General features: G+C 71.0%; 10 protein-coding genes. 6 read left to right on the top strand and 4 right to left on the bottom strand.

Annotation, left to right across the window (positions count from 1 at the left end):
- Positions 1-47 precede the first annotated feature (47 nt).
- From DY218_RS16840 to DY218_RS16830, 3 genes are all read right to left on the bottom strand, one after another.
- On the bottom strand, positions 48-1,049 hold the full coding sequence (locus DY218_RS16840) for a beta-ketoacyl-ACP synthase 3 (RefSeq protein ID WP_128556869.1): 1,002 nt from the start codon (positions 1,047-1,049) through the stop codon (positions 48-50).
- A 59-nt stretch (positions 1,050-1,108) separates the two neighbouring features.
- The gene (locus tag DY218_RS16835; protein WP_233521650.1) at positions 1,109-2,134 is read right to left on the bottom strand and encodes a hypothetical protein; all 1,026 of its coding nucleotides are present in this window, start codon (positions 2,132-2,134) and stop codon (positions 1,109-1,111) included.
- A gap of 193 nt (positions 2,135-2,327) precedes the next feature.
- Positions 2,328-2,780: a MarR family winged helix-turn-helix transcriptional regulator gene (locus DY218_RS16830; protein ID WP_233521652.1), complete on the bottom strand. Its 453-nt coding sequence runs from the start codon at positions 2,778-2,780 to the stop codon at positions 2,328-2,330.
- 228 nt (positions 2,781-3,008) lie between these two features.
- Between DY218_RS16830 and DY218_RS16825 the strand changes: the two genes are divergently transcribed.
- Positions 3,009-3,437, top strand: coding sequence for a DUF6069 family protein (locus DY218_RS16825; RefSeq protein WP_128556868.1), 429 nt, complete (start codon positions 3,009-3,011; stop codon positions 3,435-3,437).
- Between the two features lie 97 nt (positions 3,438-3,534).
- Positions 3,535-5,403: an asparagine synthase (glutamine-hydrolyzing) gene (gene asnB / locus DY218_RS16820; protein WP_128556867.1), complete on the top strand. Its 1,869-nt coding sequence runs from the start codon at positions 3,535-3,537 to the stop codon at positions 5,401-5,403.
- A 27-nt stretch (positions 5,404-5,430) separates the two neighbouring features.
- Here the strand turns inward: asnB and DY218_RS16815 are convergent, their stop codons facing one another.
- Positions 5,431-7,299 (bottom strand): AfsR/SARP family transcriptional regulator, encoded by a 1,869-nt coding sequence (locus tag DY218_RS16815; RefSeq protein ID WP_233521649.1) that lies wholly within the window; start codon positions 7,297-7,299, stop codon positions 5,431-5,433.
- Between the two features lie 243 nt (positions 7,300-7,542).
- On the opposite strand from DY218_RS16815, the gene DY218_RS16810 reads away from it, so the two are divergent.
- The 4 genes from DY218_RS16810 to xdhB all read left to right on the top strand — a co-directional run.
- Positions 7,543-9,174 carry an MDR family MFS transporter gene (locus DY218_RS16810; protein ID WP_128556865.1) on the top strand — a complete coding sequence of 544 codons (1,632 nt, stop codon included), beginning with the start codon at positions 7,543-7,545 and terminating at the stop codon, positions 9,172-9,174.
- Positions 9,175-9,405: 231 nt separating this feature from the next.
- Positions 9,406-9,771 carry a holo-ACP synthase gene (locus tag DY218_RS16805; RefSeq protein WP_233521651.1) on the top strand — a complete coding sequence of 122 codons (366 nt, stop codon included), beginning with the start codon at positions 9,406-9,408 and terminating at the stop codon, positions 9,769-9,771.
- A gap of 658 nt (positions 9,772-10,429) precedes the next feature.
- Positions 10,430-11,983, top strand: a complete 1,554-nt coding sequence (locus tag DY218_RS16800) for a xanthine dehydrogenase small subunit (RefSeq protein WP_128556863.1) — start codon at positions 10,430-10,432, stop codon at positions 11,981-11,983.
- A 110-nt stretch (positions 11,984-12,093) separates the two neighbouring features.
- On the top strand, positions 12,094-14,448 hold a 2,355-nt coding region (gene xdhB, locus DY218_RS16795; protein WP_233521648.1), incomplete at its 5' end, for a xanthine dehydrogenase molybdopterin binding subunit.

Below are 14,448 nucleotides of genomic sequence, written 5' to 3'. Positions count from 1 at the left end.
GCGGAGAGCATCAGCGCTCCGCGGCACGGCCGCCGCCTCGTGTGCGATCAGGGAAGTCGCACGACCTGGCCCGCGTAGACCAGGCCGGCCCCGAAGCCGGCCAGGAGCGCGAGCCCACCGCTCGGGGCCTTGCCGCCCGCGAGGAGCTCCTCCATGGCCAGCGGGATCGAGGCGGCCGAGCTGTTGCCGCTGGTGATGATGTCGCGGGCGACGGCGGTGCGTTCGGGCAGGCCGAGCTGCTCGGCGACGAAGTCGGTGATGAGCATGTTCGCCTGGTGGGGGATGAAGGCGTCGAGGTCGTCGACCGTCACACCGGCCAGATCGAGCATCCGCCGGGCGGCGGGGACCAGTTCATTGGTCGCCCAGCGGTAGACCCTCCAGCCGGACATGGTGATGGCCGGCCGTGCGTCGGGCCGGGTGCCGGTGCCGTCGTGCCAGGGGGCGGTCATCTTCAGGGCGGCGTTGCGCGAGCCGTCCGCGCGCCAGACGACCGGGCCGATGCCGGGTTCGTCGGACGGGCCGACGACGACGGCGCCGGCACCGTCGGCGAAGAGGAACGCGGTGTCGCGGTCCAGGTGGTCGAGGATGTCGGTCATCCGCTCCGCACCGATGACCAGGACGTGGTCGGCGCGGCCCATCCGCACCTGGTCGCTCGCCAGCGCCACCGCGTGGCAGAAGCCCGCGCAGGCGGCCGACACGTCGAAGGCGGCGGCCTGCGGCGCGTCGAGCCGGTGCGCAACCTCGACGGCGACGGCGGGCATCTGCTCCATGGACGTGATGGTGGCGACGATGACCGTGTCGATCCGGTCGGCGGAGATGCCGGCCGCGGCGAGTGCTTTCTCGGCCGCGGTCGTCGCCATGGCGGGGAGGGTTTCGGCCGGGGAGGCGTAGCGGCGCGAGCGGATGCCCGAGCGGCGCTCGATCCAGTCGGGGTCGAGTCCCGTCCGCTCGGCGATCTCGACATTGGGTACGGATCGCTCGGGCCGGTAGGTGCCGACCCCCAACAGGCGGCTGTGGCGCAGGACTTCGGTGTCCCGGATGGCGGTCATGCTGGTCCTTTCCTGACGCAGGGAGGATCGATCTCAGGAAGCATGGGAGGGCGGGCGGGTCAGCGGGTGCTGCGGGACGCCGCCGCGCGGGCGGTGCCCTTCTTGCCCCAGCGGGTCGGGCCCCATGGCTTGTACGTGGACACCGCCGTCATGAACACCAGGGACAGCAGCGCCAGGAGCGCCGCGCCCGCCATCGACCAGCCCACCGCGTCCAGTTCACCGCCACGTACCGCGGCCCCGGCGTCGACGAGCTCATTGGCCTCGAGGATCAACTGGTGGATGACGCCGAAGCCGAGCAGCATCACACCCATGGTCAGGAAGAACTTCGTGGCCACCCATCGCCGCTGCAGCAGCCCCCACTTGGTGCCGGCCCCGACCACGATGCCGGTGATGAGGGCGAACATGCTGGTCATGCCGAGGAAGATCTCGTCCAGCATCGACATGGTGCGGTACATCGCCGCCTGCTGCTCGGCGTTGCCGGTGGTGGCGCCGGCGACCGACATGGCGAACATCCCGGTCACCAGGCCCAACCAGCCCACCGAGATGGCCACATGGGCGGTGAGCACGGCCTTGCGAAGCCGCTGAGGGATGGTACGGCCGCGTCCGCGGACCTCCGCCATCCACCGGTTGACGGACGGCAGGAACAGCAGGACCAGGCCGACCACCGAGGTCACGAGGCTGATGACGGCCAGGGTGCCCTGCAGGGGACCGACGAGCGGGCGTCCGCCGATCCGGGCCAGTCCGAGACCGGTGAACAGGATGCCCAGGGAGGTGAAGATCGTCAGCAGCACCCTGCCCCACTGCCGCCCCGCCCTGAGCATCTCGGCGAAGAAGCCGAACAGAGCGCAGAAAGCGATGGTCAGGACGAGGTCGCCGGTGGTGGCGGAGCCGGCAATGCCGGTCTCGACCTGATGGGCGATCTCGAAGACATTGCTGGCGATCGCGGCGAGCGTCGCCACGATCACCGCGGCATAGGCCCAGCGGATGGCGGTGGGCGGCACCGACGCCTCCCGCCGGGCAGGTTCGGCGGGCCCGTGCCCGGCCTCCGGTACGGGCGCCCTCTCCGTCTGGTCTGTCGTACTCACCGTCGCGCCTCCTTCGGGACAAGGCGCGGGCCTCCCGCGGCAGCGGGGATCTGACGCGCCGTCGGCTTGTGGGGTGCCAGGGAGACACCCCGAGCGCGATCAGCCTCGCGGGGAGAGCTCGAAGGCCGCTCGAAGGCCGGTGGACGCGGGCGGGAGAGGTGCGCTGCCCCTCGGGGAGACGCTCGCGGGCGCGTCAGCCCTCTTCGGCGCCGTCCAGGGACCGTACGAACTTGGTGAGCAGGCGGGCGAACTCCCGCTGCTCCTGCGTGTCCCAGTCCTCGATCACGGTGGCGTAGAACTCCTGGCGGGTGCGGTGTGCGGCGGCGACCGCCCGCTCGCCCGTCGCGGTCAGCTCCAGGCAGCTCCGCCGGCCGTCCTCCTGCGACGCCACCCGGCGCACGAAACCGGACTTGACGGCGTCGGCGACGATACGACTGGCCCGCGAGGGGTCGATGGCGAGCCGGTCGGCGACGAAGCCGACCGTCACGTCGCGGCCGCCCTCCCCCGCACCTTCGTCGACGACGTCGACGACGGCCAGCGTATTGAGGTCCACCGGTTCCGTGAGCCCCTCCACCACAGGGCGCGCGAGGCTGCGCCGGGACTGCCGGCGGCGGATCCGGATCATCGCCGCCTCGACGGCGGCCAGGACGGCCTCGTCGTCCCAGGCCTCGTCGGCTTGTGCGGCTTGTGCGGCTTGTGCGGCTTGTGCGGCGACTCGTTCTGCAGCGTTCACGCTTCGAGGCTACTTGCATACGACTGGACCAGGCATTCCTGGGTGTGAGAACATTATGTGCGAACTTCATGCATGTGCTATACGCACAATACTTACCACCCGGCGCTCGCCCCGAGCGCCCGCGACCGAAGGAGGCCGAACATGTCCGCATCTCCCGCCGCCCCACGCACCGTTGGCCCGGTGCGCATCCGCGTGCTCGCGCTCGTGGCAGCCGTGGTGCTCGACGCGCTGATCTGGCTCCTCGCCGACCGGGCCTTCGGGATCGACCTGAGGATCCCGGACGGCCCCGGCTCAAGCGAGACCAGCGAGCTGCTCCTGCCTGCGGTGATCATCGCGGTGGCCGTGCTCTCCCTGGCGGGGTGGGGCCTGCTCGCCGCCCTCGAGCGGTTCACCGGTCGCGCCCGCACTGTGTGGACCGCCATCGCCTCGGCGGTGGTCGTGCTCTCCCTCTTCGCACCTCTGTTCGCCGAGGGGCTCACGGCGGGCAACCGCCTCACCCTGGTCTGCCTCCACCTGGCGGTCGGCGCGGTCCTGATCCCGGCGTACCGCAAGGACGCGCGTCAGGACTGACGTGGACCTGTCCGGTTCAGCGTCGCTCCAAGGCGCTTCGAGCGGCACGGGAGATCTTGGGCGAGGCCGACCGAAACGCCACGGAAGGAGATCCCGTATGTGCGGCATCGCAGGCTGGGCCGTCCGCCAGGACGCCCGGCCCCGCAGGGAGCACGCAGTCGCCGAGGCCATGGCACGCACGATGGCCTGCCGGGGGCCCGACGATCAGGGCATCCACAGCGGCCGGCACGCGACCCTCGTCCACACGAGAATGGCGGTCATCGACCTGGCCGGTGGCCGCCAGCCCATGACCGCGGACGAGAGCGAGGATCCGGCCGCGACCCTCACCTACTGCGGCGAGATCTACAACTTCCGTGCTTTGCGTACGGAGTTGACCGGTCGTGGTCACCGGTTCCGTACCCGCAGCGATACCGAAGTGGTGCTGCGGGCCTACCTGGAGTGGGGCGAGCGCTGCGTCGAGCGCCTCGAGGGCATGTTCGCCTTCGCCGTCTGGGACGCCCGGGCACGCACCCTGTTCCTGGCCCGCGACCGCTTCGGGATCAAACCGCTCCAGTACGCGCGGACGCCCGACGGACTGGTCTTCGGCTCCGAGCCCAAGGCCCTGCTCGCCCACCCCGACGTCCGCCCGGCCGTCGACCTCGACGGTCTGCGGGTGCTGTTCTCGATGGCCCGCGCCCCGGGCGAGAGCGTCTACCGCGACATCCACGACCTGCCGCCAGGTCACACCCTGCGCTACGGCCCGGACGGCCAGGTGTTGCTGCGCCGGTACTGGCAGTTGGAGGCTCGACCGCACGAAGACGATCTCCAGCACACCATCGGGACCGTACGCGAACTCCTCGAGAGCAGCGTCGCCCGCGAGCTGGTCTCGGACGTCCCGTTGAGCGTGATGCTCTCCGGCGGCCTCGACTCCAGCGCGGTGGCCGCGCTCGCGGCCCGTGCGCTCGCGGCCGAGGGCGCGGGCCCGGTCAGTACGACGACCGTCACGTACAGCGGCTACAGCGACAACTTCAAGGCCGATCTGGTGCGCAGCGCCCCCGACTCCCCGTACGCGCGAGCGGTTGCCGAGCACATCGGAGCCGAGCACCGGGAGATCGAACTGACCACCGCCGATCTGACCGACCCCGCGGCGCGCCGCACCGTCCTGCGCGCACAGGACGTCCCCGCCCCCTTCGGGGACATGGACACCTCGACCTACCAGGCGTTCGCGGGCGCGCACCGGTACTCCAAGGTGGCGCTGACCGGGGAGAGCGCCGACGAGATCTTCGGCGGTTACAGCTGGGTGCACATCCCCGACCTGGCCCACGAGGAGCAGTTCCCCTGGGTCGCCTTCGAGCAGTGGCACCCCGGGACCCGCCGAGGTCTCGGGCAGGGGCTGCTCGCACCGGACTTCACCGCACGCCTCGACATGGATGCGTACTACGCGGAGCGCTATGCCGAGGCGATGGCCGGGATACCGCGGCTACCGGGCGAGAGCGACGAGGACCGCCGAGCCCGCGAGATCTGCCATCTCCATCTGACGCACTGGCTGCCGCGACTGCTCGAACGCAACGACCGGCTGAGCATGATCTCGGGCCTCGAGGTGCGCGTGCCCTTCTGCGACCACCGCCTCGTGCAGTACGCGTACAACATCCCCTGGGACCTGAAGACGTACGACGGTCGTGAGAAGAGTCTGCTGCGTGCCGCCGTCGGCGATCTGCTGCCCGAGATGGTGCTCGACCGGCCCAAGGCGCCGTTCCCGGTGAGCCAGGACGCGTCGTACACCAAGGCACTGCACCAGGAGTTCGCCGACGTACTGGCCGATCCCTCCGCACCGGTAAGGCCCCTGATCGATCTGCAGGCGGCCCGAGCCGTCGTCTCGCAGGACGACGGCTCGGGGGTCCAGGACTGGCTGCACCGGATGAACGTGGAAATGCTGCTGCAGATCAACGCCTGGCTGATGGACGTCGGGGACGGTCTGGAGCTCTGAACCGAGGACGGCACCACAGCACGCGATTCAGGCGGCGCTCTGCGGGGCACCTCCCTGAATCGCGTGCCGGCTGCGTGCGGGCTGCGGCATGGCGCGCAGAGCGGTGCGCACCAGAGGAGCCAGGCGGTACTGGAAGAACCGCTCCGTGGTCGGTTCGCTGGCCCTGTCGACGCCGAGCAGGAAGAACTCGACCAGCTCTTCCAGGAGTTCCTCGGTGTCGTCCGCGTCCACACCGAGAATCGCCGCCGCCTGCTCCACCGTCACATCGCCTGTGGTCTCCCGGGCCAGTGCCACCAGGGCGTCCCTGAGCCGGGGTTCGAGCCTGCCGCACCGCCGCACCACATGGTGGAACGGATGCGGCCGCTGGTGCGCCGCGCAGGCGGGTCGGTTGCGGCTGAGCCAGTCGAAGAGCTGATGGATCGACCAGTGCGGCCGCAGCGTGAGCAGTCCCACGGCCTCGAGTGTCGGTCCGGGCAGATTCCCGCACAGATTGAGCATCGCGTAGAGCCCGGGCGGGTCGCCCAGGGTCGGGCCCGGGCCGAGAGCGCTCACGAACAGGTCCAGCGATCCCTCCGGCCCCAGCGGAGCCAGATCCATCCGCGACTTGAACCGGCCGCCGTACAGCCGGCGGTAGCCCGCGACCAGTACGGCCGAACCGGAGTCGGCGGGCAGCAGGTGGGCAACCTGGTCGATGCTCGCCACGTCGTCGATCACCAGGAGTACGCGTCGCCCCGCGGTCCAGGCGTGAAACATGCGGGCGCGGTCGACCTCGTGCGGCGGCAGCTCGGAGCGCCGGTGTCCCACCGCCTCCAAGAGGTTCGCGAGAGCGTCACCGACGGTCAGCTGGCCGGCCGCAGCGCCGAACGACGTGTACAGCCGCCCGTCGGGGAACACCTCGCCGAGACGATGCGCGAGATGGACGGCGAAGGCCGTGGTGCCGGCCCCGGGCGGCCCCGACACGGCGACGCACCGCGGTCCGTCCGCGGTCCTCGGCTCCGACACCATCCGTGCCACGTGCTGCAGTTCGGCCTCCCGGCCCACCAGCGGTACGTCCGCGGGCAGCGCCACCGGGGCCCCCGTGGCGGGCGGGCCGTGCACCACGGTCCGCCCGCCGGGCAGGTCGAGACACCGGTCGCCGGCAAGGACCTGCTGGTGCAGGCGCTGGAGCTCGGAGCACGGTTCGAGACCCAGCTCGCGGGTCAACACCCGACGCATGCGCTGGAAGACCTCGAGTGCCTCCGGCCGCCGGCCCGCACGGTAGAGCGAGAGCATCAGCTTGGCGTGCAGCCCCTCGCGGGTGGGGTTGTCGGCGGCGAGCGCCGTCAACTCGCTGATCAGGCGGTGATGCCGGCCGAGGAGCAGATCGGCGTCGAGCCGCTCCTCCAGGACCTCGTAGCGCTGTTCCTCGAGCCGTAACGTGTCGATCCCGACGATCGGTCCGAGGACGAGATCACTGAGGGCGGGGCCGCGCCAGACGGTCAGAGCCCGCTGCAGCAGATCGGCCGCCTCGGCGACCGAGCCGCCCTCCATGGACGCCCGGCCGCGTTCGGCGAGTTCGGCGAACTCCTGGGAGTCCAGGGAGTTCTGAGGTATCGACAGGCGGTACCCGCCTGGTGTGGTGAGCAGCGCGCGGGCGCCCGCGACGGCGCCGGGGTGGTGCGGATCGCAGAGCCCGGGGAGCTTGCGCAATTGGTAGATGTACGTCTGCAAGGTAGTGGCTGCGCTGGACGGCGGGTGCTCCTCCCACAGTTCTTCGACGAGCTGGTGCAGCGGGACCGTGGTGTTGGCCCTCAAAGCCAGCAGGGCGAGGACTTGTCGGACCTTCGGGGCGGATGGCGTGACGTGCACGCCGTCGTGGACGACTTGCAGGGTTCCGAGTAAACCGATCTGCAGCACTGGCCCTCCCGTTGGCTTGCATCGTTGATACGGCCTGATGCCTTCGTGAGCGTGCGGGCGAATCCTTGACTTCCGCTCGAGCGGTGCTCGACGGCGGGCGTACAGCAAGTGACAGTCCGAGAGTCCCCGTGTCGGTTCCCCCGCGTCACTTCCCCACCGACAGGCGCACGATACACAAGGCATTTATATGCGAGTAGCATACAGTTGCGGAAGGCTCAGACGTGCGGACCAGAGGAGGACCCGATGACCGATGCCGGATCAGGACGTCCGCAGGTGCAGGAGGCCGCTCCGCTCCCCCCGCGCTTCCCTCTGCTGCTCGCCGCGCTGCTCCTGACCAGCGCGATGTCCATGCTCGACCAGTCCATCGTCGCCACCGCGGGGCCTCGCCTGACCGCGGATCTGGGGGCGCTGCATCTGTACAGCTGGACCTTCACGGCGTACATGCTCTCGTTCAGCGTGGCCATGCCGGTCTACGGCAAACTCGGTGACCTCTTCGGCCGTCGCGCCGTCTACCTCACCGCCGTCGTCGTCTTCCTGGCGGGCTCCGCCGCGTGCGGGGCGGCCGAGTCGATGGGGACGCTCATCGCCTTCCGCGCGCTCCAGGGACTGGGCGGCGGCGGACTCCAGGTCAGTGCGTTCTCCGTGCTCGGGGACCTGATGCCGCCGCGCCAACGCGCCAAGTACCAGGGGTGGTTCGCGGGCGTCATGGTCATCGCGAACCTGGCCGGCCCGCTGGTCGGCGGCTTCCTGACGGATCAGCTCGGATGGCGCTGGATCTTCTACGTCAATGTGCCGATCGGCCTGCTCGCCCTGGTGGGCATCTGGTTCCTGCTGCCCCGCACCTCGCGCGGCGCCACCCGCCCGCACATCGACGCCGTCGGCACGGCGCTGCTCACCGGTCTCATCGTCTGCCTGGTCCTGGTCACCGACCTGGCCGGGCGGTACGGCTGGGGCCACGTCTCCGTACCGGCCCTCGGTGCGGGCGCCCTGCTGCTGGCGGCGGTGTGGGTGCGTCAGGAGCGGCGTTCGGCCGAACCGGTCGTCCCGCTCGGGCTGTTCAAGGACCGGACCTTCACCATCTGCGTGGTGGTGGCCTTCGCCGTCAGCTTCGCCTTCTTCGGGTGCGTCAATTTCGTACCGCTGCTCTTCCAGGTGGTCGAGGGCGTCAGTGCCACGCGTACGGGGCTGCTGTTCCTGCCCGCGATGATCGGCATGGCCGTGGCGACGGTGGTGGCGGGGCAAGTGATCGCCAAGACCGGGCGCTACAAGTGGTTCCCGGTGGCCAGCACGGCCCTCGCGGCGGTGGCCGCCGGTGTCATGTCGCTGACCTCGGCGGACACCGGCGCGGCGACGGTCAGCGCACTGCTCGCCCTGATGGGCATCGGCGTCGGACTCTCCTCGCAGGTGACCACGCTCGTCGCGCAGAGCACCGCACCGCGCCGGCACATCGGCGTCAGCACCTCGACGGTCGGACTCGCCCGCAACCTCGGAGTCGCCTTCGGCGCCACGGTGTTCGGCTCCCTGCTCAACGCACGGCTCGCCACCGAGTCCGCACGGCTGCTGCCATCGGACGTCGCCGACCGGGTCGTCGGCGGCTCCCTGGAGTCCGGGCAGATCGACGCCCTCGACCCCGCGACCGCATCGGCCGTCGCCGATGTCTACAGCGGGGCACTGTCCACCGTGTTCGCGTCGGCGGTGCCCGTACTGCTGGTCGGCCTGGTGCTCGCCCTGATGCTGAAGGACGTGAAGCTCGAGGGCGGCGGGCCCGGTGGATCCCGTGGGCCGGGCGGTCCCGGGGCCGACGCCGCCGGGAAGGCCGTGGACAGCGGTGGCCCGGAGCCGCTGGACGGCGGCGGGACACCGCGGTCGTCCTGACCGCCGGGCGGCCCCGGCCCACCCCTGGTGCGCTCCTCGAGTAGCCGTCGAGTCGGCGGTGCCAGCCTCATCCGCATGCAGAGCGACCGCGGGGACCCGGCAGCCCGGCACGACGGACTTCTGACGCAGATCGGCAGGTGGCTGGGCTGGATCCTGCCCTTGCCACTCGATTCCGTGCCCGACTCCGTGCCCGGGCCTGCGCCTGCGCCTGCGCCTGCGCCTGCGCCCAGGATCGTGGGCGTCGGCATCGACGTGGCGGCGATCACCCGGTTCGGTCGCGCCCTGGAACGCCATCCCGGGCTCGCCGACCGGCTGTTCACCCCCGAGGAGCGGGTCCTGCCGTCCGGCGAGCCACGCGGTACAGCGTCCCTGGCCGCCCGGTTCGCGGCCAAGGAGGCCCTGGCGAAGGCGCTCGGCGCGCCCGGCGGGCTGCGCTGGCGCGACGCGGAGATCCGCACGGACACCGGAGGCCGGCCGTTCCTCCGGGTCCGCGGCACCGTGGCCGCCACCGCCGCCCGCCACGGCATCACCTCCTGGCATCTGTCACTCACCCATGACGCCGACCTGGCCTCGGCGGTGGTCGTCGCATCGGCCTGACCGCGGCCCCCGGGCTTCGAGGAGTCCGCAAGCGTCTCTCGAGTGCGCGGTGGCACGGTGCGGAGCAGGGGGCGCCGACGGCCCGGCGCGTCCCGTCGGCGGCGGGCGAAGGGCGGTGCATTCCCCCGTGGCGCGGCCCTTCGCCCGCCGCCTCGCATCGCGCCCGCAGCACCGTGCTATAAACCAGCCCCGTGCCTCGTACCGCGGCAGCGCATTTCCGGGAATTGTCCGGCCGATGTCACTCGTGTGAATGCCTGACACTCGCGCCGATCCCGGAGGTACCCGTCGTAGCTTCCTATAGAGAATTGCCGGGCTCTGCAGGGCTTCTTGACGGTCGGACCCGGGGTATCTAGGTTCGAGCGAACCGACTCGCGAGCTGCTGCTGGAAGGGAGGCGAAGTCGGATGTCGACCATCTCCGACCTGCATCGCCTTGCCCGGCAGGCCGCCTGGGTCCCTGGCCGGGTCGCCCACGGCTGCTGAGCAGCCCTGTCCCGGCGTGCCCGATCCGCGGCCCCGGCGCTCCCCCGTCACCGCCTGCGTCGCAGCCTTGTGTGCTCCTTCACGCCCGGGCTCTCGGACGGCGTCACCGATAGAGAAAGCCCTTGAAATGGCGACTACGATAAACAGTACGACCGCGCACCGAAATGAGGATCTGCCATGGTAGCGGCGCGGATCACGGTCAATGGGAAGGTCACTGAGATTTCCCCGGCCGCTCCCCACACGACGGTCCTGGATTTTCTGCGTGACCGCGGTCTCACCGGGTCCAAGGAGGGCTGCGCCGAGGGCGAGTGCGGTGCCTGCTCGGTCATGGTCGCCCGTCCCGGGGTGAACAAGCCGACGGACTGGGTGCCGGTCAACGCCTGCCTGGTGCCGGTCGCGGCCCTCGACGGCCAGGAGGTCGTCACCTCCGAGGGGCTCGCCACCGAGAACGAGCCGGGTACGCCCGCCACACTGCACCCGGTACAGGAGGAGATGGCGGTCCGCGGCGGCTCCCAGTGCGGCTACTGCACGCCGGGCTTCATCTGCAGCATGGCGGCCGAGTACTACCGCCCGGACCGCTGCGCACACGCGACCGCGGCCCCGTCCTCGAACGGCGCCTCCCCCAACGGCGCGGTGAACGGCTCCTCGGCGAACGGCGCCACCCCCTCCCCGAACGGCGCCGCGCACAGCTCCGAGCCCGACGCCGAGCACGGCCCGAACGGCTTCGACCTGCACTCGCTGAGCGGCAACCTCTGCCGATGTACGGGATACCGCCCGATCCGCGACGCCGCCTTCGCCGTGGGCGCCCCCGAGGAGAGCGACCCGCTCGCCCAGCGCCGCGACCAGGCCCCGCCGGAGCCGGTCGCCACCCGGTACAGCCAGGACGACCGCGAGTTCCTGCGCCCCGCCACCCTCGCCGACACCCTGGGGATCCTGCGCGAGCGGCCCGACGCCGTGGTGGTGGCCGGCTCCACCGACTGGGGCGTGGAGGTCAACATCCGCTCCCGCAGGGCGGATTGCGTCGTCGCCGTCGACCGGCTGCCCGAGCTGCGGGAGCTGCGCGTCGAGGACGACCACATCCAGATCGGTGCGGCCGTGACGCTCACCGAGATCGAGCGGCGCCTCGACGGCACCGTCCCGCTGCTCGCCGAGCTCTTCCCGCAGTTCGCCTCCCGCCTGATCCGCAACAGCGCGACGCTCGGCGGCAATCTCGGCACCGGCTCCCCCATCGGCGACTCCCCGCCGGTCCTGCTCGCGCTCGAGGCCTCCCTGGTACTCGCGGACGCGGACGGTGAGCGCGTGGTGCCGCTCGCCGACTACTTCACCGGGTACCGGCAGAGCGTCCGGCGTCCGGGCGAGCTGATCCGCGCCGTACGGATCCCGCTGCCGCTCGCACCCGTCACCGCCTTCCACAAGATCGCCAAACGGCGCTTCGACGACATCTCCAGCGTCGCGGTCGCCGTGGCGCTCGAGATCGAGGGCGGCATCGTCCAGAAGGCGCGCATCGGCCTCGGCGGCGTGGCCGCGACGCCGATCCGCGCACTCGCCACGGAGGCGGCCCTGGAGGGCAAGGCCTGGGACGAGGAGACCGTGCAGGCCGCGGCGCAGGTGCTGCAGGCCCAGGGCACCCCGATGAACGATCACCGTGCCAGCTCCGAGTACCGGGCCGCGATGCTCGGGCAGAGTCTGCTGAAGGTGTACGCACAGACCCAGGAGGCGGTGTCGTCATGAGCCATCTGTCCGAGCGTCCCGAGAAGCCCGCCGTCGGTGTCTCGCTGCCGCACGAGGCCGCGTACCAGCACGTCACCGGTGGCGCGCTCTACACCGACGACCTGGTCCANCCGCACGAGGCCGCGTACCAGCACGTCACCGGTGGCGCGCTCTACACCGACGACCTGGTCCAGCGCACCAAGGACGTCCTGCACGCCTACCCCGTGCAGTCGGCCACGGCGCACGGCCGGATCACCGCGCTCCGTACCGAGGCCGCGTACGAGGTGCCCGGCGTGGTCCGGGTCCTCACCGGCGCCGATGTGCCCGGCGAGAACGACGCGGGCATGAAGCACGACGAGCCGCTCTTCCCCGACGAGGTCATGTTCCACGGCCATGCGGTCGCCTGGGTGCTCGGCGAGACCCTGGAGGCGGCCCGGCTCGGCGCCGCGGCCGTCGAGGTGGAGATCGAGGAGCTGCCCTCGCTGATCACCCTGCAGGACGCGATCGGCGCCGAGAGCTATCACGGCGCCAAGCCGCTGATGGAGACCGGCGACATCGACGCCGGCTTCGCCGAGTCCGCGCATGTGATCACCGGCGAGTTCCAGTTCGCCGGCCAGGAGCACTTCTATCTGGAGACGCACGCGGCGCTCGCGCAGGTCGACGAGAACGGCCAGGTCTTCATCCAGAGCAGCACCCAGCACCCGTCCGAGACCCAGGAGATCGTCTCGCACGTGCTCGGTGTGCCGTCGCACGAGATCACCGTGCAGTGCCTGCGGATGGGCGGCGGCTTCGGCGGCAAGGAGATGCAGCCGCACGGCTTCGCGGCCGTCGCCGCGCTCGGCGCCAAGCTGACCGGCCGCCCGGTCCGCTTCCGCCTGAACCGCACGCAGGACCTGACGATGTCCGGCAAGCGGCACGGCTTCCACTCCACCTGGAAGATCGGCTTCGACAAGGACGGCCGCATCCAGGCCCTGGACGCCACGCTCACCGCGGACGGCGGCTGGAGCCTCGACCTGTCCGAGCCGGTCCTCGCCCGCGCGCTCTGCCACATCGACAACACGTACTGGATCCCCAACGCCCGCGTCGCCGGCCGGATCGCCCAGACCCACACGGTCTCCAACACCGCCTTCCGCGGCTTCGGCGGGCCCCAGGGCATGCTGGTGATCGAGGACATCCTGGGCCGCTGCGCACCCCAACTGGGCCTGGACCCCATGGAGTTGCGCGAGCGGAACTTCTACCGTCCCGGCCAGGGCCAGACCACGCCGTACGGGCAGCCGGTCACCCAGGCCGAGCGGATCGCCGCGACCTGGGAGCAGGTCAAGGAGAATGGCTCGATCGCCGACCGCAAGCGCGAGATCGCCGCGTTCAACGCCGCGCACCCGCACACCAAGCGGGCCCTCGCGGTCACCGGCATCAAGTTCGGCATCTCCTTCAACCTGACCGCCTTCAACCAGGGCGGCGCCCTCGTCCTGATCTACAAGGACGGCTCGGTCCTGATCAACCACGGCGGCACCGAGATGGGCCAGGGCCTGCACACCAAGATGCTGCAGGTCGCCGCCACCACCCTGGGCATCCCGCTGCACAAGGTGCGGCTCGCCCCGACCCGTACCGACAAGGTGCCCAACACCTCGGCCACGGCGGCCAGTTCGGGTGCGGACCTGAACGGCGGTGCGATCAAGAACGCCTGCGAGCAGCTGCGCGAGCGGCTCCTCCAGGTGGCCGGATCGCAGCTGGGTGCGAACGCCTCGGACGTACGCATCACCGAGGGCGTGGCCCGTGCGCTCGGCCAGGACAAGGAGCTGGCCTGGGACGACCTGGTGCGTACCGCGTACTTCCAGCGGGTGCAGCTGTCGGCGGCCGGCTACTACCGGACCGAGGGGCTGCACTGGGACGCCAAGACTTTCCGAGGCTCCCCCTTCAAGTACTTCGCGAACGGCTCGGCCGCGGCCGAGGTCGAGGTCGACGGCTTCACCGGTGCGTACCGCATCCGGCGCGTGGACATCGTGCACGACGTCGGTGACAGCCTCTCGCCGATGATCGACATCGGGCAGATCGAGGGCGGTTTCGTGCAGGGCGCGGGCTGGCTGACGCTCGAGGACCTGCGCTGGGACACCAGTGACGGTCCGGGGCGCGGACGGCTCCTGACGCAGGCGGCGAGCACGTACAAGCTGCCGAGCTTCTCGGAGATGCCCGAGGAGTTCAACGTCACGCTCCTGGAGAACGCCACCGAGGAAGGCGCCGTCTACGGCTCCAAGGCGGTCGGCGAGCCTCCGCTGATGCTGGCCTTCTCCGTACGGGAGGCGCTGCGGCAGGCCGCGGCGGCGTTCGGGCCGGCCGGGACCGGTGTGGAGCTCGCATCGCCGGCGACGCCGGAGGCGGTGTACTGGGCGGTCGAGTCGGCCCGCAAGGGCGGCTCGCAGCTCGACATCCAGTCGGCCGACGGCAGCAGGGTCACCAGTGGCGCGAGCGCGCTGAGCCATGCCTGA

Origin of the sequence: Streptomyces triticagri, from assembly GCF_003429565.1 — a bacterium.
In the GTDB taxonomy this organism is placed as follows: domain Bacteria; phylum Actinomycetota; class Actinomycetes; order Streptomycetales; family Streptomycetaceae; genus Streptomyces; species Streptomyces triticagri.
This window is presented reverse-complemented; position numbering and strand designations above follow the sequence as displayed.

Excerpts from the sequence above, each read along its gene's own strand:
- DY218_RS16810 (WP_128556865.1), top strand. The coding sequence starts at position 7,543 with ATGACCGATGCCGGATCAGGACGTCCGCAGGTGCAGGAGGCCGCTCCG.
- DY218_RS16800 (WP_128556863.1), top strand. The coding sequence starts at position 10,430 with ATGGTAGCGGCGCGGATCACGGTCAATGGGAAGGTCACTGAGATTTCC.
- asnB (WP_128556867.1), top strand. The coding sequence starts at position 3,535 with ATGTGCGGCATCGCAGGCTGGGCCGTCCGCCAGGACGCCCGGCCCCGC.
- DY218_RS16840 (WP_128556869.1), bottom strand. The coding sequence starts at position 1,049 with ATGACCGCCATCCGGGACACCGAAGTCCTGCGCCACAGCCGCCTGTTG.
- DY218_RS16825 (WP_128556868.1), top strand. The coding sequence starts at position 3,009 with ATGTCCGCATCTCCCGCCGCCCCACGCACCGTTGGCCCGGTGCGCATC.